A 26,458-nucleotide genomic window follows, 5' to 3' on the forward strand; every position below is an offset into this window, starting at 1 on the left:
TTCCTAATCTATATTCCCCCTATCTGAATCAGCGCTTCATAGGCCTCATCACCCGGCCGTGGGGCATTCACGTCGATGATCTTGTTGTCTTTTCCCAAAATCAGGTAGCGCGGAATCCCCCATACCTTGAAGTAACGGACAATCTCCGCCTCAAATCCCTTGCCTGCAAACAAGTGAACACCGCGCATGGGGTTTTTGCTGAGGTAATTTTTCCAAGCTTCGGGCTTCTCGTCAATCGACACATACATCAGCACTACATCATCCCTCTCCCTCAATTTTTGCTCAAAAGCGGGCGTTTTGGTCCTGAAAGTATTGATGCAGGGTCCGCACCAGCTGGCCCATAGGTCGAGGTAGATGATCTTGTCCTTGTAGTCTGCCAGACTTACCTTGTTGCCTTCCATATCCTCAAAGGCGAAATTTTCCACGACTGCACCCTCCCTCAACTTTTCCAAGGAAGCCAATCCCCTCTGCAACTGGGGCAAAAATCCAGACTTTGGATACAGTTGCTCAAACTCGGTCACCTGCCGCTCCGCCACTTCATAGCCGCCTGACAGCATCACCGTTTCGTTGAGGATCATCGCAGCACGGTAGAGTTCCTGCTTTGGCTCGGGAAGGCTCTCGATGTAGTTTTCGATTTGGTAGTTTGGTACGCCAAAAGGAATTCCCATGGCAGAATGCAGCGACATCATCAGTGACCTCGCCAAGTCGTCAGACAGTTCGTTGATTTCTTTGTCCAGCCCAATTCCGGAAAGATAGGCATCCAAAAAGGCGATCTTTTCTTTGGGCTCCAATTCCTGGGCACGCTCCATATAGAGTTCTCCCAATTGGATCATCATGGCTTGGGTGTAAAGCCTGGCGTTTGCCATTTCCTTGGCTTCAAGTCCGGCGGAGTTTTGGCTCACAATCTGGTCAAGGTTGGACTTGACGCCCTTGCTAAATCCGATGTAGCTATCGACGGCAGGTGCTTCCTCCACGTCAAAAAGGACCTTGGAAACTTCCGAATACAATTCCTGTTGGATATATTTATCCATGCTCTGCATGAGCTTTTGGTAGGCAGGCGAGGTGCTTTGTGCATATCCAAACGCTGACACAAAAGATAAAAAAAGCAATAAAACTGACTTTTTGAGATAGATGGTGTGCGATTTCATCGTTATGAAATGGATTGAAATGGGTGGATGATATGCTGCCAATTTAACGAGTGTCTTGGATAAAATGGCTACTTTTGAACAAATAAACTAATTCCGGGTCACTTTGATTTAAAGAAAATGCAAAAGCTTCTTTTCTCCACAACTGAAATCGCCAAGGATTTGGCGCTCGCATTGCTTAGAATTGGCGCGGCGCTGATGCTGCTGACACATGGCTGGGCCAAGATTTCCGACTTCACCGGCTACCTCGCCAAATTCAGCGATCCGATCGGACTCGGCCCCGCGATTTCGCTTCAGCTTGCCATTTTTGCGGAGTTTTTCTGTGCGATTTTGGTAGCGATCGGTTTTTTGACCCGGCTTTCGCTCATCCCAATGATCATCACGATGTTGGTCGCGGCACTGATCGCCCATGCGGATGATCCATTTTCATCCAAGGAAAAATCGTTGCTGTTTCTGTTGGTATTTATCGTGTTGTTTTTGCTCGGTCCCGGAAAGTACTCCGTGGATGCCCAGATCAAAAAGCGCAATTATTGATCAACGGCGGCGACTTTCCCCTTTTCGATCGAAAAAAACCGAACATCCGTCTCTATCATTCCTGAAAGAATCTGACGCGAGCGCTCCGGTCTGGCGTCGGTAATGAACAATTGGCCAAACTGGCGGTCGGCGACCAACTCCATCAATTTACCGATCCGCTTGTCATCCAGCTTGTCGAAGATATCATCCAAAAGCAGCAAGGGCTTGGTTCCCTTTTGTTGGTTAAGAATTTGAAACTGGGCAAGCTTGAGGGCAATGACGTAGGATTTCTGCTGCCCTTGGGAGCCAAACTTTTTGATTTGAAAGTCATTGATCGAAAACAAAAAATCATCCTTGTGGATACCCATATTTGTCCGGCGGGTGGCAATGTCCTTTTGGAGGCATTGCCCAAAGCTATCCACGAAATTCTCCTCCATACAATCCGTTTCATAAGACACGCCCACGGGTTCCTGCGCATCGGAGATGAAGCGATAAAACTCCCGTAGCTTGGGCTCAAATTCCAGCAAAAAATCGCTTCTCACACCCGCAATGTACTTCGATAGCGACACGATTTCCCTATCGTAAGGCTCGAGGTACGCCGGCTTCCAGTTTCCCCGCTCCGCAAACTGCTTTAGCAGCGCGTTTCTTTGTTTGAGGAAATGCTGGTAACGCATGAGCTTTTCCAGGTATTCATGGTTGACCTGACAGATCATCCCATCAAAAAAACGCCTCCTTTCCTCACTGCCATCTTTGATCAGCATCGTGTCATCCGGTGCAATCAGGACAATCGGCAGCAGCCCAATGTGTTCACTCATTTTCTCCACGGGCTTACCCTGCCGCAGCAGTTGCTTTTTCTTCCCATTTTCCACTACCAATCGTATCTCCCAATTTTTTCCCTCCAAGTCAAACTCGCCGGATAAAGTAAAGAACTCCCCGCCATGCAGGACGTTGAGGTTGTCCATGCTCTGGAAGGCGCTTTTGGTAAGGCAGAGGTAGTGGATGGCATCCAGCAGGTTGGTCTTCCCACTACCGTTGATACCGAGCAGGCAATTGATCTCCGGGGAAAAATCCAGGTCCGCCTTTTGGTAATTCTTGAATTGGTGGAGCCGGAGATTTTTGAGATACATGATGCGGATACTGTGGGGTTTTTGGTTAATTTCGCAGGCAGCCTCGAAATTCAGCCCATTTCGCTATATTTGGGGCCTAATTTAGCATATTTTACCACATTGGATATGGCAAAGAAAAGTACCACCACCAAGTCAAAAGCGAAATATTCAAAAGAAACTTACGCGTATTGGTATGAAAGCATGCTTTTGATGAGGAGGTTTGAGGAGAAGGCAGGACAGTTGTACGGTCAGCAAAAAATCAGGGGTTTTTGTCACCTTTATATCGGTCAGGAAGCCTGTGCTTCCGGTGCCATCACGGCATTGACCAAGGATGACAAGTGGATCACAGCCTACCGTGACCATGCCCATCCGCTTGGCTTGGGAACAGACCCGGGCGCCATCATGGCCGAGTTGTATGGAAAAGCGACCGGTACCACGAAAGGAAAGGGTGGCTCCATGCACATTTTTGACAAAGAAAGAAACTTCATGGGTGGCCACGGAATCGTGGGTGCGCAAGTGCCTATGGGCCTTGGAATTGGCTTTGCGGAAAAATACAAAGGAACCAAAAACCTTTGTATCTGCTACATGGGTGACGGTGCCGTCAGACAGGGTGCCGTACACGAAGCATTCAACCTCGCCATGCTATATAAAGTCCCGGTGATCTTTGTCATCGAAAACAACGGCTATGCCATGGGTACATCCGTAGAGAGGACCTCCAACGTGACCGAACTCTACATGATCGGAAAAGGGTATGATATGCCGTCTTTCCCGGTCGACGGAATGAACGTAGAAGCCGTCCATGAGGCAGTTGCTGAGGCTGCTGAAAGAGCAAGGAAAGGTGACGGACCAACCCTCTTGGAATTCAGAACCTACCGCTACAAGGGGCACTCCATGTCCGATCCACAAAAATACAGAACCAAGGAAGAGGTCGAAGAATACAAGCAGCGTGATCCCATCGAACAGGTAAAAAAGACCATTCAGGACAACAATATCCTTACCGAGGAGGAAATCGCCGAAATCGATGCCCGGGTGAAAAAGCAAGTAGACGCATCCGTGAAATTTGCGGAAGAATCGCCTTGGCCTGACGGGATGGACGCATTCAAAGATGTTTATGTACAGGAAGATTACCCGTTTGTGATGGAGTAAATTTCTCAAATCGACTTGGACTTCAGCCACGGCCCCACCAGGAAACGTGGCTGATTTTTTTGATCCCAATTTGTGTATTAAGTAAAAGCCTTATATTTGCGGCTGCAAAAAATCAAACAATGGCTAAGAAAACGACGCAAAAAGCTTCTGGTGTGGAAGATTTGTTGGAAAAACCCGAAGAAATCGCAAGCAGACTGGAAAGAGGCGAGGCCTACGTAAAGCAAAACTCAAAACTGGTTGGGGGTATTTTGATTGCGGTGATCGTCGTGATCGCCGGTGCACTCTACTTCCAGATTGACAATCAAAACAAAAACGAAAAAGCACAGGAGGAAATGTTCCAAGCTGTGTATTATTTCGAGCAGGACAGCGTGGATTATGCGCTCAATGGCGATGGTTCCAATCCGGGTTTCCTGAAAATAGTAGACCAATACGGCAGGACTGATGCGGCTAATTTGGCGCATTTTTATATCGGGTCTATTTACCTTTCCCAAGGAAAATTCCAAGACGCAGTGGATCACTTGAAGAAATTCTCGTCCGACGACTATTTTGTTCAAGCGAGAGCATTTTCGCTCCTGGGAGACGCATACTTGGAATTAGGAAATACGAGCGATGCAATTTCGTCCTACAAAAAGGCTGTTGACCACAAGGAAAACAAATTCTTTGCACCGCGGTATTTGAGCAAATTGGCTGTTGCTTATGAAGAGGCAGGCGATATCGAAAATGCTATCAAGACCTACAGCACCATCGAAGAGAAATATTTCGAATCATACGAATATACCAATGCTCGAAAGCATAAAGCGCGCTTGGAAGGCCTTGCCTCTAAGTAATGCTTCGACAAAAAGCAGCATTCCAAAAGAGTAGGGCCTAGGTTCTGCTCTTTTTTGTTTTTATCCAAAACAGAAATACCATGGCAACATCCCTCAAAAGTCTCAGCCAATATTCCGACAAAAACCTGGTGGATATGTCCACCAAAAAATTTGGCATCGTCGTCTCCGAGTGGAACGATGAAATCACCGAGGCCCTGTACAAAGGTGCCTTGGAGACGCTGCTGAAACACGGGGTAAAGAAATACAACATCTTGCGAAAAAACGTCCCGGGTTCATTCGAACTGTCGCTGGGGGCACAATGGCTCGCCCAACTTGACGAAATTGATGCTGTGATTTGCCTTGGTTGCGTGATTCAGGGCGAAACCCGCCACTTTGATTTTATTTGCGACGCGGTGGCCCACGGCATTACCAATGTCAGCCTCAAATTTAACAAACCGGTCATTTTTGGGGTTTTGACTCCGAACAACCAACAGCAGGCGCTCGACCGGGCAGGCGGCAAACACGGCAACAAAGGCGACGAGGCTGCCATCACTGCGATCAAGATGCTTGGATTTTAAATTTCAGATTTGAGACGCGAGATTTTAGATTTGAGTATTTCGTCATTTCGAACTTCTGACTTCCACCTTCGCACTTCTTACCAAACCTATTGACAATCAAATTAATTAACCATGAAAATCATGAAATTCGGGGGTACTTCTGTCGGCAAACCCGAGAGAATGCACCAAGTAAAAGACCTGATCACGCGGGATAGCCAGAAAAAAATCGTCGTGCTATCCGCGTTATCAGGAACTACCAACGCCCTAGTATCCATCGGCGAAGCGCTCGCCGAAGGCAAAAAAGACCTCGCGAAAGAGCGCATCGATACCTTACACAAACATTACCAGGCATTTTACCCAGAACTCCTCAAAACCGAGGCGGCAAGAAAAAAGGGTGAGAAAATCATTCAGGAACATTTTGAGTTTCTCAATATCTTACTGAAAATATCTTTCAATGAAGCCATCAACAGGGATATATTGGCACAAGGAGAGTTGCTCTCCACCAAGTTATTCTACACGCTTTTGCAGGAACTAGACATCAAGGCAGTATTTCTTCCAGCCTTGGACTTCATGAGCATCGACGAGAACAACGAACCTGAATTGAAGAAAATTAGTGAGAAACTGAAATCAATCCTGGCAAATTATCCACAAGACAGAATTTTTGTTACTCAGGGCTATATCTGTAAAAACCACCGCAATGAGGTCGACAACCTCAAGCGCGGCGGTTCGGATTATTCCGCCTCCCTTATCGGCGCAGCTATCAACTCAGAAGTCGTTGAAATCTGGACAGACATCGACGGCATGCACAACAACGACCCTAGGGTTGTCGACAAGACCAGACCAATTGCGCAGCTTTCATTCGATGAAGCGGCAGAATTGGCCTACTTCGGAGCAAAAATCCTCCATCCGGCTTCCATCTGGCCAGCACAACATGCCAACATCCCGGTGAAATTGCTCAACACCATGGAGCCCAATGCTCCGGGCACAACCATTACTTCAAAAGAACAAGGGACTGGCGTAAAGGCCTTGGCGGCAAAGGATGGGATTACAGCCATCAAAATAAAGTCCACGAGGATGCTGTTGGCATATGGCTTCTTGCGGAAAGTCTTCGAGGTTTTTGAGAAATACAAAACCTCCATCGATATGATCACCACTTCGGAGGTCGCCGTCTCAGTTACGATCGATGATTTGACACATTTGAAACAAATCGTCAAGGAACTCGAAGCTTTCGGAACCGTGGAAGTGGACAAAAACCAAACCATCATCTCCGTCGTTGGTAACATGATTGCCGAATCCAAAGGTACGTTGGCAAAAATCATGGACTGCCTCAGGGATTATCCAATTCGGATGGTATCCTATGGCGGAAGCAGACACAATGTCTCCTTGTTGGTGGAAGCAAAATACAAGAATGACGCGCTTAGAAGCTTGAACGAGGGCTTGTTTTCCTGGTAAAAAATCTCTGAAGCACGGAAAATTGAAAGTTATGAAAATGAGAAAAACGATTTGGATTGCATTGTTTGGCCTTTTTGGAATGGGACTATTTTCCTGTGAAAACGAACCTGAAACGCCCACCGACCCACTGTTTGAGCAACAGGTATTTGCGGTATCGGAAGTGATGTTCCAAAGATTCCTGATGGAAATCAACCTATCGTTTTTCAAAGGACTTTCAAAAAACGACCTAATCGGTGACATTTTGTTGAATCCCGCCGAAGTCGATTGTGCAAATACAACCTACATTTGGAACCCTGCTGCCCGGACCATGACAATAGATTATGGTCAATCATGCACGCCATCGACAGGATTCCGCAAATCGGGTAAAATCGTCATATCGATGCCAAGCGGTTCATGGACGGTTGGGTCTTCGGCTACATTGACTTTTGAAAACCTCATCATGGAACAGCGAAAGTTTGAAGGTTCAATCAAGATTGACCACGGGAACATCGTTTTTGGCGCGACCTACCGACAAACAACATCGTACCAGAACCTGCGATTTACACATGAAGACAACCAGGTCTCAACCCTCTCCGGAAATTTCAGCTCCCAAGTAAATATCGGTGAAGTCCTTACCAACTTTGATATTACAGGACAAGGAACTGGCAACTACAAGGGCATCGGAAATTTCCAAACGAACGTTACCGCCCCCTTGGAATATAGGCTCGTCTGTAGGGATTTGGGCAACAATGGATTCGCAAAGGGGGTTCTCGAATCAACATTTGCGGCAACCAACATACAGACTACCCCGGGAACTGGACCGCAATGCAGTGAAAGCCTTACGATCCGAATCGGAGATCAAATCAGGACCATCGCTTTCTAAACATTGCTGAAAAACAAACAGCGGCTACAAATTCCCTAAAATAGGGAGATTTGTAGCCGCTTCCGTTTGAATCCAATTCCAATTGCTTTAATTTTCGTTTCTTATTATCTGAAGCATGAGCGACATCAAGACCCTGGTATTGACAGATCGACAGATCCGCCAAAAAATCACCCGGATGGCCTACGAAATCTACGAGCGAAACCTCCATGAGGAACAAGTCGCATTCGCAGGGATCACCGGTATGGGCCATCGATTGGCTATTTTATTGGCGGATACACTTGCTGGCATTTCGCCAATCAAGGCCGAAGTCATCGAAATAGTACTGGACAAAGCAAACGTCGACAAGAGTGAGATCAAGTTGTCCAAGAGTCCAAGCGCAAAAAGCCACTGCGTGATCATCGTCGATGATGTGCTCAATACAGGAAAGACCTTGGTCTACGCGTTACAGCCGTTTCTGAATAGTGCCGTGAAGAAGATTGAAGTCGCGGTATTAGTCAACCGTTCTCACAAACTCTTCCCAGTCACTCCCGATTACACCGGGCTTGAGCTTGCCACCACGCTGAGCGAACATATCTCAGTTGATTTGCAATCCGAAAACCATACCGTACACCTTCACTAAGCTGAGATGTCTGTCCACAATTCGTCCAATATCAAGAGAATCACGACCCACATTCTTCAGGAAATGAAGATGCGGGGTGAAAAGATATCCATGCTCACGGCCTATGATTTTTCGATGGCAGGCATTATCGATAGCGCAGGAATCGATATCATCTTGGTCGGCGACTCCGCTTCCAATGTGATGGCCGGACATGAGACCACGCTACCGATCACTTTGGATCAAATGATATACCATGCCACCTCCGTCGTGCGGGGAGTGAGACGGGCTTTTGTGGTTGTAGACATACCGTTTGGATCCTATCAGGGAAACAGCTCTGAAGCGCTCCGCTCCGCCATCAGAATCATGAAAGAATCCGGCGCCCATGCCGTGAAAGTTGAAGGCGGCGCAGAAATCCGGGAATCTGTGGTGAGAATCCTCAGTGCAGGCGTCCCCGTGATGGGCCACTTGGGTCTGACACCCCAGTCGATCTATAAATTCGGAACTTATACCGTACGCGCAAAAGAAGAAGCCGAAGCCAAAAAACTCCTGGATGACGCCAAACTCCTAGAAGAATGTGGCTGCTTTGCAATTGTATTGGAAAAAATCCCCGCAGCCCTCGCCAAGCAAGTCGCTGAGACAGTTCAAATCCCTGTAATTGGAATCGGGGCGGGTCCCTATGTAGATGGGCAAGTGCTCGTTGTCCATGATATGCTCGGTATCAACCAAGAATTCAAACCAAGGTTCCTCCGGCAATACGCCAATCTGCAGTCTATCATGACTGAAGCGGTGCAGGGTTACATCAAAGATGTAAAGTCCAAATCTTTTCCATCTGACAAGGAAAGTTATTGATTGACCCAGATTTTGCGTATCTCCCTATCGCCTTCCACGCTTTCTATTTGAATCAGGTACAATCCCGGTGCCATGAATGGATATTGAATCTGTACGGGCCGATTGGCTGTCATTTCTATATCCTCCATCAAGATCTGTCCGAGGCTGTTGATCAACCTTGCTTTTGAAGTTTTTGATGCCATGATGAAAAATTCCCCCTGATTTGGATTGGGGTATACTTTTGTGAGAAAATCAGGGCTGGACGGATTGTCGCCCGTGGACTTCAAATATTCCAAACCTCCCGCTGTATTTCCTAAAACCAAATCGTGGCTATTGCCAAAGGCAGCAGCTATCGAACTGATCCATGTACTTCGACTCAATCGGGTAGGAACCTTTTCCCCTTGTCCCAAATCCAACTGTACGGGAAAATTCTCTGCGCTGCCCATAAAATCCCGTATAAGACGCAACTCGCCATTTTGGTCCACAAGGTATAACGAAGGCTCAGGACCTTGTATGACATGGACAGACAGGTTGCGTCGTGCAGGATTATCCGACAGTCCAAGGAAATTCCGCTCCAACAATTCCAAGCTTATACTTTCTCCGCGAACGACCTCGAAAAGCACCAACTCCCCCGTTTGCCTTGCCAAAAGCAGATAATCTTTTCCATTGTAGGCAAACGGCTCTACATGGTCCAAAGTCCTTATGCCCGTGCCGGCGAAAACAAGCTCCTGCATTTGGTCCTGAATGGCATTTTCACCGACCCAAACCCTCCTTTGGAGAAGGCCGGCGACCGTATCAATGCCTGATATCCAATACTCCCTGCCTCCTTGGCCTTTTACAAATTCGAAATACTGCAACTCCAACAAATCCCATGCAGACAATCCCAAATAATCCCTCTCCGCCAAAACCCAGTCATTTCCCTTTATATCAAGACGATATGCCAGGCCTACAACTTTTCCCTTCCACTTTGAATTTGCCGTAACGATCAGCGTTCCGTCTTCCTTCACCCCCTCAAAAAAGGGCCGTGAACTTTCCCCCAAATCCAACATCTGGTCCTGCAAAAACGGGCTGTAAACAGCTGACTTGGTTCCAAAACGCGGAAGAACAAAGATATTTTGTGAAAAATCGGCTTGAAATATCACCGATATCTCGGAAGTGTTGCTGCTTACGATCAATTCTGCCCGGTCCAAAAAAGCGGTGTGAAAAATCGGGAACTGCGGCAGCGGTCCGTAGCCAGGAAGCTCTTGGGAAAAGGACTCAAAAACCGGATCGTTGTTGCTGCCAAGGTTTGGAAGAAAATACAGGCTGCCGCATTCGTCCCTTCCCAAGAGTAGATCCCGAATCCCGTCCCCATCAAAATCCTCAAACAGGATCGAATGCCCGCCCGCATGTTGGACTCGTTTGTTTTCGTCAAGCCTTGCGAAAGGTACTCCCAAGCAAGAAATCCCAAAGCTAAAGGCACCGCAACCACAAAACTCAAAACCTCCCCAATGGCTTTCGGGAAATGCAAAACCGTCCACGTCGGCTTGCCCTTTGCGCTCCACGCTGGTATTTCTGTAGTATTCGAGGTAATCACCCGAGGCAAAATTGAAGGTAACGATATCCAGGTCGCCGTCTCCATCCAAGTCAGTAATTAAAGGAATATCGAGGTTATTTGCCTGGAGATTGGAGCCGTTGTCCAAGCGGAGAAAATTCTGGGCAAGCGTCCACTGCGGCTTGCTGGCACCCTTTGGGCTGCTATTTCGGTAGACTTTTATGCCGAAAGGACTGGAAGTGAAAATGTCCATTTTCCCATCTCCATCAAAATCCCGAAGGACCAAAAAACCGCTGATATCAGACGGAAAAGAATAGGCCAATCCTGCACGGAAATTGAATGACTCATTGTTTTTTGAAAAGACCAACACCCGTCGGGAATTGATGTCCCAAACGATCCACTCTTCAGTTCCATCCCCATCGAGGTCCATTTGCTGAAACTGGGCCGCATTGATACCAACGGCAAACGGCATTGGTAATTGTTCGCCATCAACAGAAATCGAAACTCCCTCACCAAAAGTAAAAACCTGCTGCGCCCAAGCGGGAAGACTCATGCAAAAAACCAAAATATACAAATAGAATGTTCTCACAAATCAAACTGGGCTTGGCGTACCAAATTAAACGAATGGACTGATAAAAGATGTTCCGCCTTTCCTTTAATTTTAGCCTGCGATTTTGACAGCTATGAACATCCCAAACCTCTACCAGCATTTTCTCCAGTCTACGGGCGTAAGCACAGATACCCGAAAAATCAATCCCGGGAATATCTTTTTTGCACTCAAGGGCCCCAATTTCAACGCCAATGACTTCGCTTCGAAGGCCTTGGAAATTGGAGCGGCCTTGGTTGTAGTCGATGAGGAACGGGTAGTTCCAGCGGGAGACGAACGCTATTTTCTTGTAGCGGATGCCTTGACTGCCTTGCAGCAACTGGCAAACCACCATCGACACCAACTCCAAATCCCAATCATCGGACTTACAGGAAGCAATGGAAAAACCACTTCCAAAGAACTCCTGAACGCGGTACTCAGCCGCAAATATAAAATCACTGCCACGCAGGGCAACCTCAACAACCATATCGGCGTGCCCCTGACCTTGCTCACGATCGGAAAAGACAGCGAGATCGCCATCATCGAAATGGGCGCCAACAAACAGGGTGACATCAAGGAACTCTGCGATATCGCGGAACCGACCCATGGATTCATCACCAATATCGGCAAAGCACATCTCGAAGGAATGGGTGGGCCGGAAGGTGTCCTGAAAACAAAAACCGAACTCTATCAGCATCTGCGGGAAAACAAAGGAACCGTATTTATCAATACGGCCGACCCGATTCTTTCGAACATGATCAAGCGGTTTGAAAACCCTGTCCTTTATCCGTCCACAGGGGATTATTGCGAAGTGTCTTTCGTTGAAGCTAATCCCTTCGTAAGTTTTAAAGTGGAAAATGATGACACGGTCCACCAGAGTTCACTGATCGGGGAATACAACTTTGGCAACATTGCGACAGCAATCACGGTCGGGAAATTTTTTGGTGTGCCGATTCATGAAGCTGTGAAGGGAGTGGTCCAATATGTACCCGCCAACATGCGCTCCCAACTCATGGAAAAACGCAGCAACCTGATTATCCTAGATGCCTACAATGCCAATCCCTCCAGCATGGAGGTCGCCATCAAAACGTTTGCCTCGATGAACAGGAAAAAACACAAGATGGTAATCCTTGGAGATATGTTTGAACTCGGTGAACATACCGAAGCAGAGCATCAAAAAATCGGCGAAATTCTTTCCCAATTCGGATTCGACAAAATCTGCCTTACCGGAAAACACATGCAGGCCGCCCTGTCCAAGGCTCCGATCTCCACCCTGTATTTCCCGGATCCGTTTTCCTTCCGAAATTGGCTGCAGGATTCCAAACTGGAGGATTATCAAATCCTTATCAAAGGCAGCCGCGGTATGAAGCTTGAAACCTTGGTGGATTTTATCTGATCCCCAAATAGGTATGGAGATTTTGCTATCTGCCCTGGGTGCAAATCAAATACCCAACAACTTAATTCGGTATTCTTTCGGAGTACTCCCCCCAAGTTTCCGAAAAGTCCTGTTGAAATACGAAAGATTCTGAAATCCAACCTGAAATGCGATCTGGGAAATTGACAAGTCAGTTTCCAGGAGGAGTTGGCAGGCTTGCTGAATGCGAATTTGGTTGAGAAATTCCGTGAAGGTTTTGCCCGTTCGTTCCTTGAAAAACCGGCAAAAAGCTTCTTTACTCATGATTGCGACATCGGCGACCTCCTGAAGCTGAACATTCCGGTGGCTTTGAGCCAAAATGTAGGACATGACCTGCGCCATTCTTTTCCCCTCGGACTCAGTAAAATCCCGCAAAGGTGTCAGCCTGTTAAGCAAACGGAGGCTTTTGGAATCCTGTAGACGCTGTAGAATCCCAAAGGTGGCCATTAACCTATCCCAACCTTGTTTGGAATCAAAAACCCTGAGTTGCTCTCCAACCAATTGCTTGATTCCTCCCTCCAAAGCATAGCAACCCTTGGTCTGGTGAAGCCATTGTTGCAAAGGAAAAAATTCAGCCACTTCCCACACGCCCTTTCCCAAGGCCTCAAAATCCAGAAAAAGGGAGTGCCCTAAAGAAAGTTTGTCGCTTTGCGGGTCAAAGTATTCAGGATCAGACCTGAAGACGTGGGGCATATTGGCCGAAAACAAAAACACATCCCCGGGTTCAAATCGCCCCAAATAATCCCCGACCATCAACTGCCCCCTTCCTTCCAAAATCATAGTCAACTGCCATTCGGGATGCTGGTGCAGTTTGTCGTAAAAATGCTTTTCAGCATCCACTTGGAAGCGCACGAACTCCTTGCTGGATTTTGGGATTTTAAAGGGAATTACTTTACTACCCATTTGCATTTTTGCGTCTAAAGTCAATCCAGAATTGCCTACTGCCAAATCGGACAATTCATTTTTGGTATAATATTAATCGATTTGAATTATTCAAAAATATATTCAAGTCAATATTGTACCAATAAACCCCAATTGGGTGCGGGACTGGGAGACAGGACTGAGCTAATTTTGATAAAAAAAAACAGAAACTATGAACTGGCAAGGCGTATTTCCGGCAGTGACGACCAAGTTCCACTCTGATGGAAGCTTGGACATGCCGTTGTTTTTCAAAAACCTAGATGCTCAACTTGAAGCCGGCGTCCACGGCATCATTCTCGGCGGCACGCTCGGAGAATCTTCAGTACTCAATTTGGAAGAGAAAATCCAGCTGACAACTCAGACCGTAAAGTACATAAATGGACGAGTACCGGTGGTACTCAACATTGCCGAGGGAGCGACCAGAGATGCAACCTTCTGGGCGGAGAAAGCTGAAGAAATGGGCGCTTCCGGACTGATGATTCTCCCTCCCATGCGCTATGCTGCGGATGCGCGGGAGACAGTGACTTATTTCAAAGACGTTGCAAAGAACACCAGCCTTCCCATCATGATCTACAACAATCCGGTGGATTACAAGACTTTGGTGACTTTGTCTATGTTTGAGGAATTGACTTCCATGCCCAATATCCAAGCTGTAAAGGAATCCACACGGGACATTTCCAACGTCACCCGGATGAGGAACCTATTTGGCGATAGGTTCAAAATTCTATGCGGGGTAGATACCCTTGCGATGGAAGAACTGCTGATGGGCGCTGACGGCTGGGTAGCCGGATTGGTCTGTGCCTTTCCGAAAGAAACCGTGGCCGTATATAACCTTTGCAAAGCAGGTAAAACCGAAGCAGCGCTTAAAATCTACCGTTGGTTCCTGCCCTTATTGGAACTCGATATCCATCCAAAACTGGTACAATACATCAAATTGGCTGAGCAAATGGCTGGAATCGGATCTGAGTATGTACGTGCCCCAAGACTTACTCTCATCGGGGAAGAGCGGGTAAAAATAGAGAACGTCATCAAGCAGGGTTTGGAGCACAGGCCGAAGATTTGAGACCTTCGACAGTTTCGATTAAGGACTTGGCATAAGCATCATGCGATCTAAAGTCGCTCTTATCCCCGTTCAACTCAAATTTCTTTGACGTTGGGTTCGGGATGATTACCTTATGACCGATTAAAATATCTCTCTTTCCATATGAACCTAGACCACATCTTCCGATCTGCCCAGGAGGCGTTCCTATTCTACAAAAATGTAACCGGGAAAGAAAAAGGTGCTTTCCTTCGCAAAATCGCGGATGGGCTCGAGTCTGTTAAAGCGGATTTGATCCCATTGGCTGCACGTGAGTCTAACCTGCCCGAAGGTAGAATCACAGGTGAACTTGGCAGAACGGTAGGCCAGATTAGGTTGTTTGCCAATTTGGTAGAAGAAGGAAGTTGGGTTGAAGCAACGATCGACCATGCCGACCCCAACAGAAGCCCCATACCCAAACCAGATATCCGTAGGTTTCTCACACCGCTAGGTCCAGTGGTGGTATTCGGCGCCAGCAATTTCCCCTTGGCTTTCTCGACCGCAGGAGGCGATACCATTTCTGCCCTGGCAGGTGGATGTCCGGTCGTCTACAAAGCCCACCCGGCGCATCCGGAAACGTCTTTGTTGGTCGGAAAAGTAATCCAAAGAGCCATTCAGGATTCAGCATTCCCCGAGGGAATTTTTACACACGTAGTCGGAGGAATTGCAGAGGGACAAGCCTTGGTACAGCATCCATTCGCCAAAGCGGTAGCCTTCACCGGCTCACACAGGGGTGGGATGGCATTGTTTGAGTTGGCTAGCAGAAGACCTGAACCTATCCCCGTCTATGCCGAAATGGGCTCTGTAAATCCGATTTTTACTTTTGAAAAAAAACTGGAAAAGGATATCACCGGCTACGCCAAGTCATTTATCGCTTCGCTTACATTGGGTGTCGGTCAATTCTGTACCAACCCTGGATTGATTTTCGTCCCAAGATCACAGGAAGCTGCTTTTTCTGCTGCCATTAAGGCCGAATTGGAAGAGATCGCCGCGGCACCCATGCTGCATGAAGGCATCGCTTCGGCCTATTATGATGCCCTGCAATATCTCCAAAGTCGACATGAACTCGAATGGGTGAAAGTAGCCGCCGCAAAAGACCTCATCAAGGGTCATCCGGCATTGGCAAAGATCAAAGCGACAGATTGGCTGAGTGACAACAAATTCCAAGAGGAAGTCTTTGGTTCCTTTGCCTTGATGGTTGTGTACGAATCGGAGTCCGATCTGATGGAAGTCGCACAAAAACTTCATGGCCAATTGACGATCACCATTTGGGCTGAGTTGAGCGAACTGACCGATAAGCTTTACCTCATCAATTTATTGGAAGAAAAATGCGGGCGTATGCTCTATAAAGGAGTGCCAACCGGAGTCGAAGTCGGATACGCAATGCAACATGGAGGTCCTTATCCGTCCACTACGGATAGCCGAAGTACCTCCGTCGGAGTACATGCCATCAAGCGCTTTGTACGTCCGATCGCGTTCCAAGACATGCCGGAAATCCTTCTCCCCGATGCACTTCGTGACGACAATCCGTTACAAATCTGGCGAATGGTCGATGGGAAATGGGGGAAATAAGGATAAAGGCTAGAAGTACGAAGTTAGAAGTTAGAGACAAGTCAGCAGATTCAAGACTTATGGTTTGAGGAATGATAAGAGAGACTCCTCACCTTCGAACAGTAAAAAACGAGATGATTGCCTGCGTCAATCTAGCGCTTGCAATTCTTATGCAGGCAAATAACCTTGTAGCATTCCAAACCTTTCAACGTTGAAACCTGATTGCCACTGATCCCAATTTTCCAATCTTCCAATTTTCAAATCAACCAATCCGTTTCTGCCCATGCCTTCTAGACATACTTTCTCCTGCATCGATGCACATACCTGTGGCAATCCAGTAAGGGTTGTCTCGGGGGGAGTCCCTTTTCTAAAGGGGAACAGCATGCTCGAAAAACGCCAGTATTTTCTTGAAAACCTGGATTGGATACGGACAGGGCTCATGTTTGAGCCACGGGGACATGATATGATGTCTGGCTCCATGCTATTCCCGCCCCACGACCCGGAAAACGATTTTGCGGTATTGTTTATCGAAACCTCGGGATGTTTGCCGATGTGCGGTCATGGCACGATTGGCACGATCACGGTCGCTATTGAGGAAGGATTGATTCATCCAAAGACTCCTGGCTTTCTTCGAATGGAAGCACCTGCGGGCTTGGTTTTGGTCGAGTACAAGCAGGAAGGCAAAAAGGTCAAATCCGTGAAGCTTACGAATGTCAAAAGTTATCTAGCAGCGGAAGGACTGGAAATCGAAATCGAGGAACTGGGAAAACTGACCGTAGACGTGGCCTATGGCGGGAATTTTTACTGCATCGTCGATCCACAGGAAAACTTCGCCGGATTGGAGCATTATAAAGCGGAGCAGCTGATTTCATTGGCGAGAAACCTACGGCAAGAAATGAACAAACGCTACGAATTTGTCCATCCCGAGCATGAAAAAATCAGGGGGCTATCCCATGTGCTTTGGACGGGAAAAACCATCGACCCAACAAGCACTGCAAGGAATGCCGTCTTCTACGGTGACAAAGCCATTGACCGATCCCCATGTGGGACGGGCACTTCCGCGCGCATGGCCCAATGGCATGCGAAAGGTTGGCTGAAACCGGGAGACGAATTCATCCACGAAAGCTTCATCGGGTCCAAATTCATCGGAAGAATCGAGCAGGTAACCGAAATCGCGGGAAAGCCTGCAATCGTGCCGAGCATAGAAGGCTGGGCAAAGGTCTTCGGCTACAACACGCTCATACTTGATGATGACGATCCTTATTTGCATGGTTTTCAGGTGATATAGAGAGAAAAGAAGCGAGAGCAAAGAACCACGATTCTGAACTGCTAAACTCAAAATGGACTTGCACGCATGAAAATTGAACGATCCAGTTGCCGGGGGCATTTTGGGAATATCCATTTCTTTAAATGAAACTATCACCATCGCCGCAGCAAAACCTTGGCTTTTTGTTTTTTGGGATTCTGCTGGTTTCCTTTAACCTCCGTCCGTCGATAACCGCCGTAGGGCCGTTGATTCCGCTGATACGGGAAGATTTGGGACTGAGCAATGGATGGGCCGGCTTTTTGACCACCCTTCCTCTGTTGACGTTTGCTACTTTCTCGTTGTTTGCTGCAGGAATAGGAAAAAGACTGGGCCTTGCTAGGGCGATCTTTGTAGCACTTTTTGTTTTACTCGTGGGAAGTATCTGGCGGGTGTCGGGCGGCAAGCTTTCACTGTTTCTTGGAACCAGCCTGACCGGTATCGGAATCGTCATCTGCAACGTACTCTTGATTCCATTGATCAAAAAACGCCTGCCGGGTAAACTTGGCTTGGTGACTGCCTCCTATACGACAGGCATGTCATTATTCGCGGCGATTGGCTCGGGTATTTCGGCCCCTTTGGCTACTGATTGGAGCTGGGGATGGAGGGGCTCGCTGTTGTTTTGGGTGGGCTTACTCATCGTCGGATTGGCAGTTTGGTTTCCCCAAATCAGTTTTGACAATGAAAAATCCCCGACAACAACCACACAAAGCCCAAAGGTAAATGTCTGGAAATCCCGCCTGGCTTGGAACGTATGCCTTTTTATGGGGGTGCAATCGATGCTTTACTTCACCATCATTGCTTGGCTACCGGATATGCTCGTGGCAAGAGGCTATAGCCTGGGACGGGCTGGGCTTATCCTGTCTTTGATGCAAGTGGTAGGGCTATTGGGATCCTTTTTTGCGCCCATGTTGGCGGTGCGATTCCGCGACCAAGTCGGTATGGTCATCGGTATTGGCCTGATGTATTTGCTAGGGTTTTCCAGTCTACTGTCAACGACGGCCCTTATCAACTACGCCGGGCTGACACTGGCAGGGCTGGGTTTGGGCGCATCCGTATCTTTGGCCTATACCATGATTGGCCTCCGGACCGATTCCGAACAAAGCACAACGGCACTCTCGGGCATGGTCCAGTCGACGGGCTATTACATGGCCGCATTGGGTCCGGTGCTTTTTGGGATTGCGTTTGATGTATTTGGGGATTTGAACCTGCTCATCGGATTGATGCTGGCCTGTTCGGTCCTGTACATTTACTTTGGGACTAAATCAGGCAAATCCGAACTGATCTAGACTTTTTCCTACAAGCCGTGCCGACAAAGGTGTTAACTTTGTACCAAAACCAAGAAACCGAGATGGAGGAGCATTTGCTTTCATTGGGAGTGCCAAAAGAAGTGTTCGATTATGTGGTGATGCCGCTCTTGATATTCTGTGCGCGAGTCATGGACGTATCGATCAACACCCTGCGCATCATGTTCGTGATGAATGGGAAAAAGAAAATCGCGCCGATTTTGGGCTTTTTTGAATCGCTGATTTGGCTTCTTGCAATCGGTCAGATTTTCCAAAACGTCAACAATCCCATGTCCTATGTGGGATACGCGGGTGGGTTTGCGATGGGAACCTTTATCGGAATGACCATAGAAGAAAAACTCGCGCTCGGTAGAGTTTTGGTTCGCGTGATCACCCCAGAACCGATGATCGAACTGATTGACTACATGAAGGAGCGGAATTTTCGTTTCACCAACGTGGGCGGGGAAGGACGATTTGGCAAGGTTAATCTCCTATTCACAGTGATGAAACGCGAAGACCTTCAAGAATATGTGGAAAAGATAAAATCCATCAACGACAAAGCATTCTATACCATCGAAAGCGTGAAACGCATCAGCGAAGATGACCTCAACGTAATGGAGGATAGGCCAAGGTTTACAACCAAGTTGAGAGGTCTGGTTCGGAAATAAAAAAACCCTTCGGCGTACATCCACCGAAAGGTTTGATAAAAAAAGCTACGTATTGATTTTTATTTTGCCTGGGGAATAAAGCTCATCAGCTCTTTTGCCCCATCCATGAGCGTGAGTTTGTCTTTTCCGACTTTCAGATTTTTAACTTGTGCGAGCGCACCCAGAAAATCCGTCTCCATTTTCCCTGCATCGCCCGCACAGGCCATTTTCGTCATGGCACCGGGGTCGAGACTCAAATTTTTCCCATCCAATGCAAACTTCCCGTTGAAGTTGTTGCAACCGGTGTTCCCGGCCAGCTTTCCCCCATCAAGGAAACTGAGGCTGGGTATCTTTCCAAGTAGTTTGCTAGGATCGAGCGCCTTTCCCATGAGGGAGTTCAGGACCCAATTGTTGCCCGTGAGTAAACTCAGGGGATTCAAACCTCCCAAGGAACTGCAGGAGGAAAAGCTCAGAAAAACCGCGAGCAGCAGAACAGAAGAATACTTTTTCATAAATGATTTATCGATTAATAACCCGTGAAAGGATAAAATTATAAAGATAAACTTGAATATTTTTGACTTCATTCACATTTTTTGAAATGATAGCAACAAAGTATTTTCTCTGGCCAAATCCGTTTCCAGCCAGATCAATTCTGGCTTCTTGAACTTGATTGAAATAAAGTTTTGCTTTTACAATTAATCAATGGACAATTTTTCACTCAATTCAATAAAGAAAAAACAATCTATCCATCGATCATTTGAAAAAAACACAAATTGGTTTTGGATTGTGGGTTTTTGTACTTAAGATTGTCGCATCAAAAAAATGGGTTATGTTTTTAGCCAACTCCAGCAGCCTTAGTGCCTTTTTCTGTATGGAAATGCAGGAAAGTAGCTGCCATATTCGCATGACCCCTGCTACATTTTTCACTACCACCATTACGGGGTAGTCCCGTTCCAGCCACGATATAGCCCCAGTTCGAGTGGACCTAGATAGGTTCATTGTCCTTGATATACATTTTACATCCAGCATTTATGAAAATTCTCAAATTCGGAGGTTCATCGGTAGCCAATCTCGAAAATATCAGAAAGGTATTTGCGATCATCCAAAAACAGATCAAAAAAGAGGAAATAGCGGTTGTTTTCTCGGCTTTGGGTGGCGTGACGGAAATCCTGCTCCAAAGTGCCCAAAAGGCCAAAGAGGGCGACAGATCCTATATTGATGAAGTCAAGATACTGGAAGATCGGCATTTTGAACTCGTCCGCCAATTGATCCCGATCCAGTCGCAAAGTACTGTCTTGACTTATGTGAAAGTCAGGTTCAATGAACTGGACGATCTGTTTCATGGAGTGTATTTGATCAAGGAATGCTCTGCCAAGACACTGGATTATGTAGCAAGTTTTGGGGAGCGGCTTTCCGCATTTATCCTTGCCGAGGCGCTGAAGATCGAAGAACTACCCGCTGTATTCGTAGATGCGCGGGATTTGGTACGAACAAACAATCGGTTTGGCAATGCCAAGGTCGACTTTTTCACCACCAACGATCTCATCGCCGATTATTTCCATAGCCATCCGGGCCTGAAGATCATCACTGGCTTCATAGGATCTACAGAAAAGGGAGAAACCACCACCCTCGGCAGAAGCGGTTCCGATTATACAGCAGCCATTTTCGCATCTGCACTCAATGCTGATTCGCTCGAAATCTGGACCGACGTATCAGGGGTTTTGACCTCCGACCCGAGGTTGGTCTATTCCGCATTCACCATCCCGCAGTTGACCTACAACGAGGCGATGGAGCTTTCCCATTTTGGGGCAAAGGTGATTTTCCCGGCCACCATGCAGCCAGCGATGCGGAAAGGAATCCCAATTTACATCAAAAACACCTTTGATCCCGAAAATCCCGGCACCTTGATCAGCAATGAATCCGGCAACGGGAAATTGATCAAGGGGATCTCTTCCATGTCGGGTATCTCACTGCTCAATATCCAAGGTGCAGGTCTCATCGAAGTAGTCGGCGTGAGCCGAAGGGTATTTGGTTCGCTGGCAGACGCCGGAATCAACGTCATCCTGATCAGCCAGGCGAGCTCTGAGCATAGCATTTGCATCGCCATCAAGACCACGGAGGTCATTGCTGCCAAGGAATCCATCGAAAAGGAGTTCCTGTACGAAATCAAAAACGGCGAAATGGATCCCGTTTTGGTTGTTTCCGAAATGGCCGTCGTGGCCGCGGTCGGCGAAAACATGAAGCATAACCCCGGCGCAAGCGGACGGATGTTTCAGGCATTGGGCAGGAACAATGTCAACGTCTTTGCCATTGCCCAAGGAAGCTCAGAGCTGAACATATCGGCGGTAGTATCTCAGGCGGATTTGCAGAAAGCCCTGAATGCACTCCACGAAGCGTTTTTCCTTTCTGACAACAAAGTACTTCACGTATTTCTTGTGGGTGTAGGACTGATTGGCAAGACACTCATCCGGATGATCGCCCAGCAGCGAAAAAAACTGATGCAGGAAAATGACTTGGATATCCAAATCCACGGAATTGCCAATTCCCGCTATATGGCCTTCGACGAAGACGGATTCGACTTGGCAAACTGCCCACTTCCGCAAGATGCCAAAGGCGCCAAGCCGATGGATATCAAAAAATTTGTGGCACAAATGGAAGAGATGAACTTCTCCAACTCGGTGTTTGTAGATTGCACTGCCAGCCAGGACGTAGCCGATGTCTACGAACAGGTTTTGGAAGCAAAAGTTGCCTTGGTGACTCCTAACAAAAAGGCTAACTCCGGCAGCCTCGAAACCTATAAGGGCCTTAAAAAACTCGCCTACAAGCGTGGCGTGAAATTTCTCTACGAAACTAATGTCGCCGCGGGACTTCCCGTGATCAGCACGCTCCAGGATTTGATGCTATGTGGAGATAAGGTGCTCCGAATCGAAGCAGTGCTGAGCGGATCCATGAACTTCATCTTCTCCGAATTGGAAAAAGGGACTCCTTTCAGCGAGGTAGTAAAGCAAGCCAAAGAAAAAGGGTACACCGAACCTGACCCTCGGGACGATCTGAGCGGGATGGATGTTGGCAGGAAAATATTGATCCTGGGGCGAGAGGCGGAGCAAGACCTCCAATTTGAAGACATCCAAATACAAAGCATGGTCCCCGCCGACTGCGTGGATGCGCAGTCCGTGGAAGAGTTTATGGCGAAACTTCCAGCCCATGACGCTGAGTTTGCCCACCTCCTCGCCGAAGCAAAATCCAAAGGAGAAAAACTCCGATTCATGGCTACCTTGGAAAATGGAAAAGCGATGGTCGGACTCAGAAGTATCGACAGCAGCCATCCATTTTATACCTTGAAAGGATCGGACAATATGATCCTATTCACGACCGAGCGGTATCACGACTTTCCGATGATTATACGCGGACCAGGTGCAGGCGCCGATGTAACTGCGGCAGGTGTATTTGCGGACGTGATCAGATTGGGAAATTTCTCCAGATAATGAAAAAAACCGTCACCGCCTTCGCTCCGGCCACCGTGGCCAACGTATCCTGTGGATTTGATATCCTCGGTTTCGCCATCGACCAAATGGGCGATAAGGTCACCGTTACGCCCAACGATCTCCAGCAACTCAGGGTCATTGGCATCAGTGGTGACGGCGGTAAACTTCCCCTCGAGCCGGAGAAAAACACTTGCTCCGTGGCGATCCAAGCAATGTTGGATCATTTGGAATCCAATCAGGGAATCGACATTTACTTGGAAAAAGGGCTGCCACTAGGTTCTGGTATGGGTTCATCGGCTGCCAGCGCTGCAGCAGCATTGGTCGCCGCAAATGAATTGCTCGGAAATCCTTATAACAAAATCGGCTTGGTGCCTTTTGCCATGGAGGCCGAACGTATCGCCTGTGGTTCTGCCCATGCGGATAACGTTGCCCCATCGATTTTGGGAGGCTTTGTACTGATTCGTGATTATCATCCATTGGACATCATCCCCTTGCCGGTACCCCAAAACCTGTTCTGTACCCTCGTTCATCCACATATAGAACTCAGGACAGCCGATTCGAGAAGCGTTTTGCGCAAACAACTTTCGCTCAAGGAAGCGGTCATGCAGTCAGGAAACATTGCGGGCTTCATCGCCGCTTTATATGAAAACGATCTCGCGCTTTTGGGACGTTCTTTAAAGGATGTAATTGCTGAGCCATCAAGAGCGCTACTGATTCCTGGGTTTTATGAATTGAGGTCAGGAATCCAGTTCCTGGGCGCGCTCGGTTCCGGAATTTCCGGTTCGGGACCCACGATCTTTATCCTCTCTCCCGACCAAAAAACGGCCGAAGCCGTTGGCGGGAAAGCGAAGGAAGTATTCGCGCAAATCGGCCTTGGTGTCGATGTGTTCGTCTCCGAAGTGAATAAGCGGGGCGCGTTTGTGATTTGAGGCAACAGACACAAGACACAAGAAGTAAGACACAAGACTTAAGGTAACTCAATCCTTTCATTGCCTATCAACTTGGGCATAGTTACAATAGACTAGATTCAAACCGCAAGGACCAAAAACCGCTCTGGATCACTCAGAATCAAAACCAAAACATCGCATAAATTGGAAGGTAATTTCTCAATCTTCCAATTCTCAAGTTTTCCAATATTTAACAACCTTCTCCCCATGCATTTCTACAGCACCAACAATCCAAACCACATCGTCAGTCTCAAGGAAGCTGTGGTCAAGGGACTTGCGCCGGACCAGGGTTTGTACATGCCGGTTAATATTCCCAGACTTCCCGGGCGGTTCTTCAATGAATTGCCAAGAAAAACCTTTCGTGAGATCGGTTATGAGGTGATTGGGGCACTTTTTAAAGAAGATCTGAGTGACGCGCAGATCAAAGAACTCGTTGACCATACCTTGGCATTTGACGCGCCTTTGGTAGAAGTTGAAAAGGATGTCTATTCACTGGAGCTTTTCCACGGGCCGACATTGGCATTCAAAGATTTCGGCGCTAGGTTTTGCTCGAAGTTGATGGCCATGTTGATGCAGGGTGAAAATCGCAAAGTCAGGGTACTTGTCGCCACATCGGGGGACACAGGGAGTGCTGTGGCAAACGGATTTTTCAAAGTGGAAGGCGTAGAAGTCATCGTCCTGTATCCGAAAGGAAAAGTGAGTGAGTTACAAGAAAAACAGTTTACGACCTTGGGGGAAAACATTACCGCTTTGGAAGTAGACGGGGTTTTTGATGATTGCCAAGCTTTGGTGAAGCAGGCTTTTCTCGACCCAGAATTGAACGAGAAAATGCTGCTCACTTCTGCCAATTCAATCAACGTCGCTAGATGGATTCCCCAGTGTTTGTACTATTTCTATGCTTACTCCCGATTGTCAAAGACGGACAAAAGAGTCGCAGTTTCCGTCCCAAGCGGTAACTTCGGCAATCTCGGTGCGGGAATATTGGCCGAAAGGATGGGCCTGCCCATCGACATGTTCATTGCTTCGACCAATGTAAACCGTGTGGTGCCTGATTTTTTGGCGGGAAGTCATTTTGAAGCCAAGCCTTCCATCGCTACCATCAGCAATAGCATGGACGTGGGAAATCCTTCGAATTTCTTCAGGCTATTGGCTTTGTATGGCAATGATGAGGCACTTTTCCGCAAAAAGGTAAAGGGCTTCTACTTCGGTGACCAAGACACACAGCGTGCCATGGTCAAAATCAAGGAAGAAACCGGTTACATCATGGACCCACATGGTGCCGTCGGCTATCTTGGATTAAGGAATCTCATGAAAATGCATCCAGGTGAGTTTGTCGGGATATTCCTCGAGACTGCCCATCCCGCCAAATTCAAATCCGTCGTAGACGAAACCTTGGGCATCGACCTACCGATTCCAGAGAGATTGCAGGCGTTTATGAAAGGCAAAAAAGAGGTTGTGGGTATGGGAAAGAGCTTTGGGGAGTTTAAGGGGATTTTGATTGGATTGGATGGTACCGCTTAAAGAATCCTTTACCTCATTTCGCAAGCGTACAAAACATAGCCTCCGCCAACCTTCGTCCCGATCAAGAAACTATCTCCTCCATCGCTGAGCCTATACTTCTTCTTCAATTCATCGGCCGAAAGGGCATAGTTTCGGGTAATCACGTTCACCTTTCCGTCAGGAAAAAGTAACTTAAGTTGCTTCTTGTGATCCTTGATTTCCTCTTTGATTTCAAATACCCGGCCCGGCACCTCTCCCTTCAAGTCATCACAAGAATACAAGTGGGAATTGGGATGGAGTTTTTTCAATCCGAACCTTTTCCCAAAACTCCGGAAGGCTCCTGCTTTCAATATGGCGGCATTCGGTTCGACGAGGAACTTCCCAACAAGTCCGAAAATACTTTCACTCGTTTCCTCCTCCTCATAGGTGAATGAAAACTCTGTAGCTGCATTGGCAGGCAAGTCTACAGCCCTAATCACTCGATCTACTTTCGATGCGTCCCTCTCCCAAAAAAGCAGAACCTCTTTCACCTCATTTTTGACCGAAACGACCCAGATTTGTTGAACATCGGGGATTTCCGAAATCGCCTGCTTGATATCCAACATCGGTGAACTCTTGATCAGGATGGATTTTGATTTGGATCGCAGCAGGTTCCAATGTCCGACCACATCCGGTTCGCAATCGGCTAGCTTGTACAGTTTTTGGTTCCCCTCCCCCCTTCGCGCCGGATCGACATAGGTCAGGTCGAACACCCGATCCGACTTGGCAAAAAATTCCAAAGAATCCCCGGTCACTACTTCAAGTTTCCCAGGCACCATCAAGTCAAAATTGTGTCGGACGGTATCCGCCAAATCCGCATTCCGCTCACAATAAATCGCCTGCTCGAAATGCTTTGATAGAAAAAAAGTATCCACGCCAAACCCTCCCGTCAGGTCGATCATCACCTGGCCATGCCCTAGTTTGGATTTGAATTTGGCAGTTTCCTCCGAAGAAGCTTGCTCCAAGGAAAGGCTTGCAGGGAAAACGATATCGAGGTTTGCCACCCAAGTTGGCAGCTTGCTTTTCGCCTTTTGCCTGGCCTGTATCTGCTGCACAGCAAACTTCAGATCAAAGTCGACCTTTCCGGAATACCTAAAAAGCAATTGTGCAGGATCCTCCCGAAGATGGTCCTGCACAAATTTTTTCATTGATTC

23 protein-coding genes are annotated in these 26,458 nt (G+C 47.6%); 17 read left to right on the forward strand and 6 right to left on the reverse strand.

All coding sequences use genetic code 11. The features are described from left to right. Positions 1–8: 8 nt before the first annotated feature. Positions 9–1,148, reverse strand: coding sequence for a TlpA family protein disulfide reductase (locus L0U89_RS13180; protein ID WP_234861948.1), 1,140 nt, complete (start codon positions 1,146–1,148; stop codon positions 9–11). Between the two features lie 117 nt (positions 1,149–1,265). Between L0U89_RS13180 and L0U89_RS13185 the strand changes: the two genes are divergently transcribed. Further along, positions 1,266–1,679: a DoxX family protein gene (locus L0U89_RS13185; protein WP_234861949.1), complete on the forward strand. Its 414-nt coding sequence runs from the start codon at positions 1,266–1,268 to the stop codon at positions 1,677–1,679. On the opposite strand, the gene recF is transcribed toward L0U89_RS13185, so the two are convergent. Next, the gene (gene recF / locus L0U89_RS13190) at positions 1,673–2,785 is read right to left on the reverse strand and encodes a DNA replication/repair protein RecF (RefSeq protein ID WP_234861950.1); all 1,113 of its coding nucleotides are present in this window, start codon (positions 2,783–2,785) and stop codon (positions 1,673–1,675) included. The genes L0U89_RS13185 and recF overlap by 7 nt on opposite strands. Positions 2,786–2,890: 105 nt before the next feature. On the opposite strand from recF, the gene pdhA reads away from it, so the two are divergent. From pdhA to panB, 7 genes are all read left to right on the forward strand, one after another. Next, positions 2,891–3,910, forward strand: coding sequence for a pyruvate dehydrogenase (acetyl-transferring) E1 component subunit alpha (gene pdhA, locus L0U89_RS13195; RefSeq protein WP_234861951.1), 1,020 nt, complete (start codon positions 2,891–2,893; stop codon positions 3,908–3,910). 119 nt (positions 3,911–4,029) lie between these two features. After that, positions 4,030–4,737 carry a tetratricopeptide repeat protein gene (locus L0U89_RS13200; protein WP_234861952.1) on the forward strand — a complete coding sequence of 236 codons (708 nt, stop codon included), beginning with the start codon at positions 4,030–4,032 and terminating at the stop codon, positions 4,735–4,737. 80 nt (positions 4,738–4,817) lie between these two features. Next, positions 4,818–5,294, forward strand: coding sequence for a 6,7-dimethyl-8-ribityllumazine synthase (ribH, locus tag L0U89_RS13205; protein WP_234861953.1), 477 nt, complete (start codon positions 4,818–4,820; stop codon positions 5,292–5,294). 111 nt (positions 5,295–5,405) lie between these two features. Then, complete coding sequence (locus L0U89_RS13210; RefSeq protein ID WP_234861954.1) at positions 5,406–6,725, forward strand: aspartate kinase; 1,320 nt, start codon at positions 5,406–5,408, stop codon at positions 6,723–6,725. A 31-nt stretch (positions 6,726–6,756) separates the two neighbouring features. Next, positions 6,757–7,587, forward strand: a complete 831-nt coding sequence (locus L0U89_RS13215) for a hypothetical protein (protein WP_234861955.1) — start codon at positions 6,757–6,759, stop codon at positions 7,585–7,587. Positions 7,588–7,702: 115 nt separating this feature from the next. Then, positions 7,703–8,206 carry a phosphoribosyltransferase family protein gene (locus L0U89_RS13220; RefSeq protein WP_234861956.1) on the forward strand — a complete coding sequence of 168 codons (504 nt, stop codon included), beginning with the start codon at positions 7,703–7,705 and terminating at the stop codon, positions 8,204–8,206. 6 nt (positions 8,207–8,212) lie between these two features. After that, positions 8,213–9,034 carry a 3-methyl-2-oxobutanoate hydroxymethyltransferase gene (gene panB / locus L0U89_RS13225; RefSeq protein ID WP_234861957.1) on the forward strand — a complete coding sequence of 274 codons (822 nt, stop codon included), beginning with the start codon at positions 8,213–8,215 and terminating at the stop codon, positions 9,032–9,034. Here the strand turns inward: panB and L0U89_RS13230 are convergent. Further along, a complete protein-coding gene (locus L0U89_RS13230) occupies positions 9,028–11,100 on the reverse strand; it encodes a T9SS type A sorting domain-containing protein (protein WP_234861958.1) in 2,073 nt (690 codons plus the stop codon). The genes panB and L0U89_RS13230 overlap by 7 nt on opposite strands. A gap of 130 nt (positions 11,101–11,230) precedes the next feature. On the opposite strand from L0U89_RS13230, the gene L0U89_RS13235 reads away from it, so the two are divergent. Next, positions 11,231–12,529: a UDP-N-acetylmuramoyl-tripeptide--D-alanyl-D-alanine ligase gene (locus L0U89_RS13235; protein ID WP_234861959.1), complete on the forward strand. Its 1,299-nt coding sequence runs from the start codon at positions 11,231–11,233 to the stop codon at positions 12,527–12,529. Between the two features lie 45 nt (positions 12,530–12,574). Here the strand turns inward: L0U89_RS13235 and L0U89_RS13240 are convergent, their stop codons facing one another. Then, positions 12,575–13,450, reverse strand: a complete 876-nt coding sequence (locus L0U89_RS13240; protein WP_234861960.1) for a helix-turn-helix domain-containing protein — start codon at positions 13,448–13,450, stop codon at positions 12,575–12,577. A gap of 190 nt (positions 13,451–13,640) precedes the next feature. Between L0U89_RS13240 and L0U89_RS13245 the strand changes: the two genes are divergently transcribed. The 5 genes from L0U89_RS13245 (at position 13,641) to L0U89_RS13265 (ending at position 19,354) form a co-directional block, all read left to right on the forward strand. Further along, complete coding sequence (locus tag L0U89_RS13245) at positions 13,641–14,531, forward strand: dihydrodipicolinate synthase family protein (RefSeq protein WP_234861961.1); 891 nt, start codon at positions 13,641–13,643, stop codon at positions 14,529–14,531. 141 nt (positions 14,532–14,672) lie between these two features. Next, positions 14,673–16,118: an aldehyde dehydrogenase (NADP(+)) gene (locus L0U89_RS13250; protein WP_234861962.1), complete on the forward strand. Its 1,446-nt coding sequence runs from the start codon at positions 14,673–14,675 to the stop codon at positions 16,116–16,118. Positions 16,119–16,380: 262 nt separating this feature from the next. Beyond that, complete coding sequence (locus tag L0U89_RS13255; protein ID WP_234861963.1) at positions 16,381–17,385, forward strand: 4-hydroxyproline epimerase; 1,005 nt, start codon at positions 16,381–16,383, stop codon at positions 17,383–17,385. 122 nt (positions 17,386–17,507) lie between these two features. Further along, a complete protein-coding gene (locus L0U89_RS13260; RefSeq protein ID WP_234861964.1) occupies positions 17,508–18,689 on the forward strand; it encodes a CynX/NimT family MFS transporter in 1,182 nt (393 codons plus the stop codon). A gap of 62 nt (positions 18,690–18,751) precedes the next feature. Continuing rightward, on the forward strand, positions 18,752–19,354 hold the full coding sequence (locus L0U89_RS13265) for a DUF2179 domain-containing protein (RefSeq protein ID WP_008624012.1): 603 nt from the start codon (positions 18,752–18,754) through the stop codon (positions 19,352–19,354). 59 nt (positions 19,355–19,413) lie between these two features. Here L0U89_RS13265 and L0U89_RS13270 read toward each other — a convergent pair whose 3' ends face one another. Further along, the gene (locus L0U89_RS13270; RefSeq protein WP_234861965.1) at positions 19,414–19,845 is read right to left on the reverse strand and encodes an META domain-containing protein; all 432 of its coding nucleotides are present in this window, start codon (positions 19,843–19,845) and stop codon (positions 19,414–19,416) included. A 519-nt stretch (positions 19,846–20,364) separates the two neighbouring features. On the opposite strand from L0U89_RS13270, the gene thrA reads away from it, so the two are divergent. The 3 genes from thrA to thrC all read left to right on the forward strand — a co-directional run bounded on the left by thrA (position 20,365) and on the right by thrC (position 25,286). After that, the gene (gene thrA / locus L0U89_RS13275; RefSeq protein ID WP_234861966.1) at positions 20,365–22,818 is read left to right on the forward strand and encodes a bifunctional aspartate kinase/homoserine dehydrogenase I; all 2,454 of its coding nucleotides are present in this window, start codon (positions 20,365–20,367) and stop codon (positions 22,816–22,818) included. After that, positions 22,818–23,747: a homoserine kinase gene (locus L0U89_RS13280; protein ID WP_234861967.1), complete on the forward strand. Its 930-nt coding sequence runs from the start codon at positions 22,818–22,820 to the stop codon at positions 23,745–23,747. The genes thrA and L0U89_RS13280 overlap by 1 nt, the downstream gene beginning before the upstream one ends. A gap of 225 nt (positions 23,748–23,972) precedes the next feature. After that, positions 23,973–25,286 (forward strand): threonine synthase, encoded by a 1,314-nt coding sequence (gene thrC / locus L0U89_RS13285; RefSeq protein WP_234861968.1) that lies wholly within the window; start codon positions 23,973–23,975, stop codon positions 25,284–25,286. Between the two features lie 8 nt (positions 25,287–25,294). On the opposite strand, the gene L0U89_RS13290 is transcribed toward thrC, so the two are convergent. Then, positions 25,295–26,452 (reverse strand): class I SAM-dependent methyltransferase, encoded by a 1,158-nt coding sequence (locus L0U89_RS13290; protein ID WP_234861969.1) that lies wholly within the window; start codon positions 26,450–26,452, stop codon positions 25,295–25,297. Positions 26,453–26,458: the final 6 nt, after the last annotated feature.

It is taken from the genome of Mariniradius sediminis (assembly GCF_021491425.1).
GTDB classification, from domain to species: Bacteria; Bacteroidota; Bacteroidia; order Cytophagales; family Cyclobacteriaceae; genus Mariniradius; species Mariniradius saccharolyticus.

Coding starts and splice junctions, on each gene's coding strand:
- L0U89_RS13240 (WP_234861960.1), bottom strand. CDS start 13,450: ATGGGTAGTAAAGTAATTCCCTTTAAAATCCCAAAATCCAGCAAGGAG.
- recF (WP_234861950.1), bottom strand. CDS start 2,785: ATGTATCTCAAAAATCTCCGGCTCCACCAATTCAAGAATTACCAAAAG.
- L0U89_RS13235 (WP_234861959.1), top strand. CDS start 11,231: ATGAACATCCCAAACCTCTACCAGCATTTTCTCCAGTCTACGGGCGTA.
- L0U89_RS13265 (WP_008624012.1), top strand. CDS start 18,752: ATGGAGGAGCATTTGCTTTCATTGGGAGTGCCAAAAGAAGTGTTCGAT.
- L0U89_RS13250 (WP_234861962.1), top strand. CDS start 14,673: ATGAACCTAGACCACATCTTCCGATCTGCCCAGGAGGCGTTCCTATTC.
- L0U89_RS13180 (WP_234861948.1), bottom strand. CDS start 1,148: ATGAAATCGCACACCATCTATCTCAAAAAGTCAGTTTTATTGCTTTTT.
- pdhA (WP_234861951.1), top strand. CDS start 2,891: ATGGCAAAGAAAAGTACCACCACCAAGTCAAAAGCGAAATATTCAAAA.
- thrC (WP_234861968.1), top strand. CDS start 23,973: ATGCATTTCTACAGCACCAACAATCCAAACCACATCGTCAGTCTCAAG.
- L0U89_RS13260 (WP_234861964.1), top strand. CDS start 17,508: ATGAAACTATCACCATCGCCGCAGCAAAACCTTGGCTTTTTGTTTTTT.
- L0U89_RS13185 (WP_234861949.1), top strand. CDS start 1,266: ATGCAAAAGCTTCTTTTCTCCACAACTGAAATCGCCAAGGATTTGGCG.
- L0U89_RS13220 (WP_234861956.1), top strand. CDS start 7,703: ATGAGCGACATCAAGACCCTGGTATTGACAGATCGACAGATCCGCCAA.
- L0U89_RS13280 (WP_234861967.1), top strand. CDS start 22,818: ATGAAAAAAACCGTCACCGCCTTCGCTCCGGCCACCGTGGCCAACGTA.
- thrA (WP_234861966.1), top strand. CDS start 20,365: ATGAAAATTCTCAAATTCGGAGGTTCATCGGTAGCCAATCTCGAAAAT.
- L0U89_RS13210 (WP_234861954.1), top strand. CDS start 5,406: ATGAAAATCATGAAATTCGGGGGTACTTCTGTCGGCAAACCCGAGAGA.
- L0U89_RS13245 (WP_234861961.1), top strand. CDS start 13,641: ATGAACTGGCAAGGCGTATTTCCGGCAGTGACGACCAAGTTCCACTCT.
- ribH (WP_234861953.1), top strand. CDS start 4,818: ATGGCAACATCCCTCAAAAGTCTCAGCCAATATTCCGACAAAAACCTG.
- L0U89_RS13215 (WP_234861955.1), top strand. CDS start 6,757: ATGAAAATGAGAAAAACGATTTGGATTGCATTGTTTGGCCTTTTTGGA.
- panB (WP_234861957.1), top strand. CDS start 8,213: ATGTCTGTCCACAATTCGTCCAATATCAAGAGAATCACGACCCACATT.
- L0U89_RS13290 (WP_234861969.1), bottom strand. CDS start 26,452: ATGAAAAAATTTGTGCAGGACCATCTTCGGGAGGATCCTGCACAATTG.
- L0U89_RS13230 (WP_234861958.1), bottom strand. CDS start 11,100: ATGAGTCTTCCCGCTTGGGCGCAGCAGGTTTTTACTTTTGGTGAGGGA.
- L0U89_RS13270 (WP_234861965.1), bottom strand. CDS start 19,845: ATGAAAAAGTATTCTTCTGTTCTGCTGCTCGCGGTTTTTCTGAGCTTT.
- L0U89_RS13200 (WP_234861952.1), top strand. CDS start 4,030: ATGGCTAAGAAAACGACGCAAAAAGCTTCTGGTGTGGAAGATTTGTTG.
- L0U89_RS13255 (WP_234861963.1), top strand. CDS start 16,381: ATGCCTTCTAGACATACTTTCTCCTGCATCGATGCACATACCTGTGGC.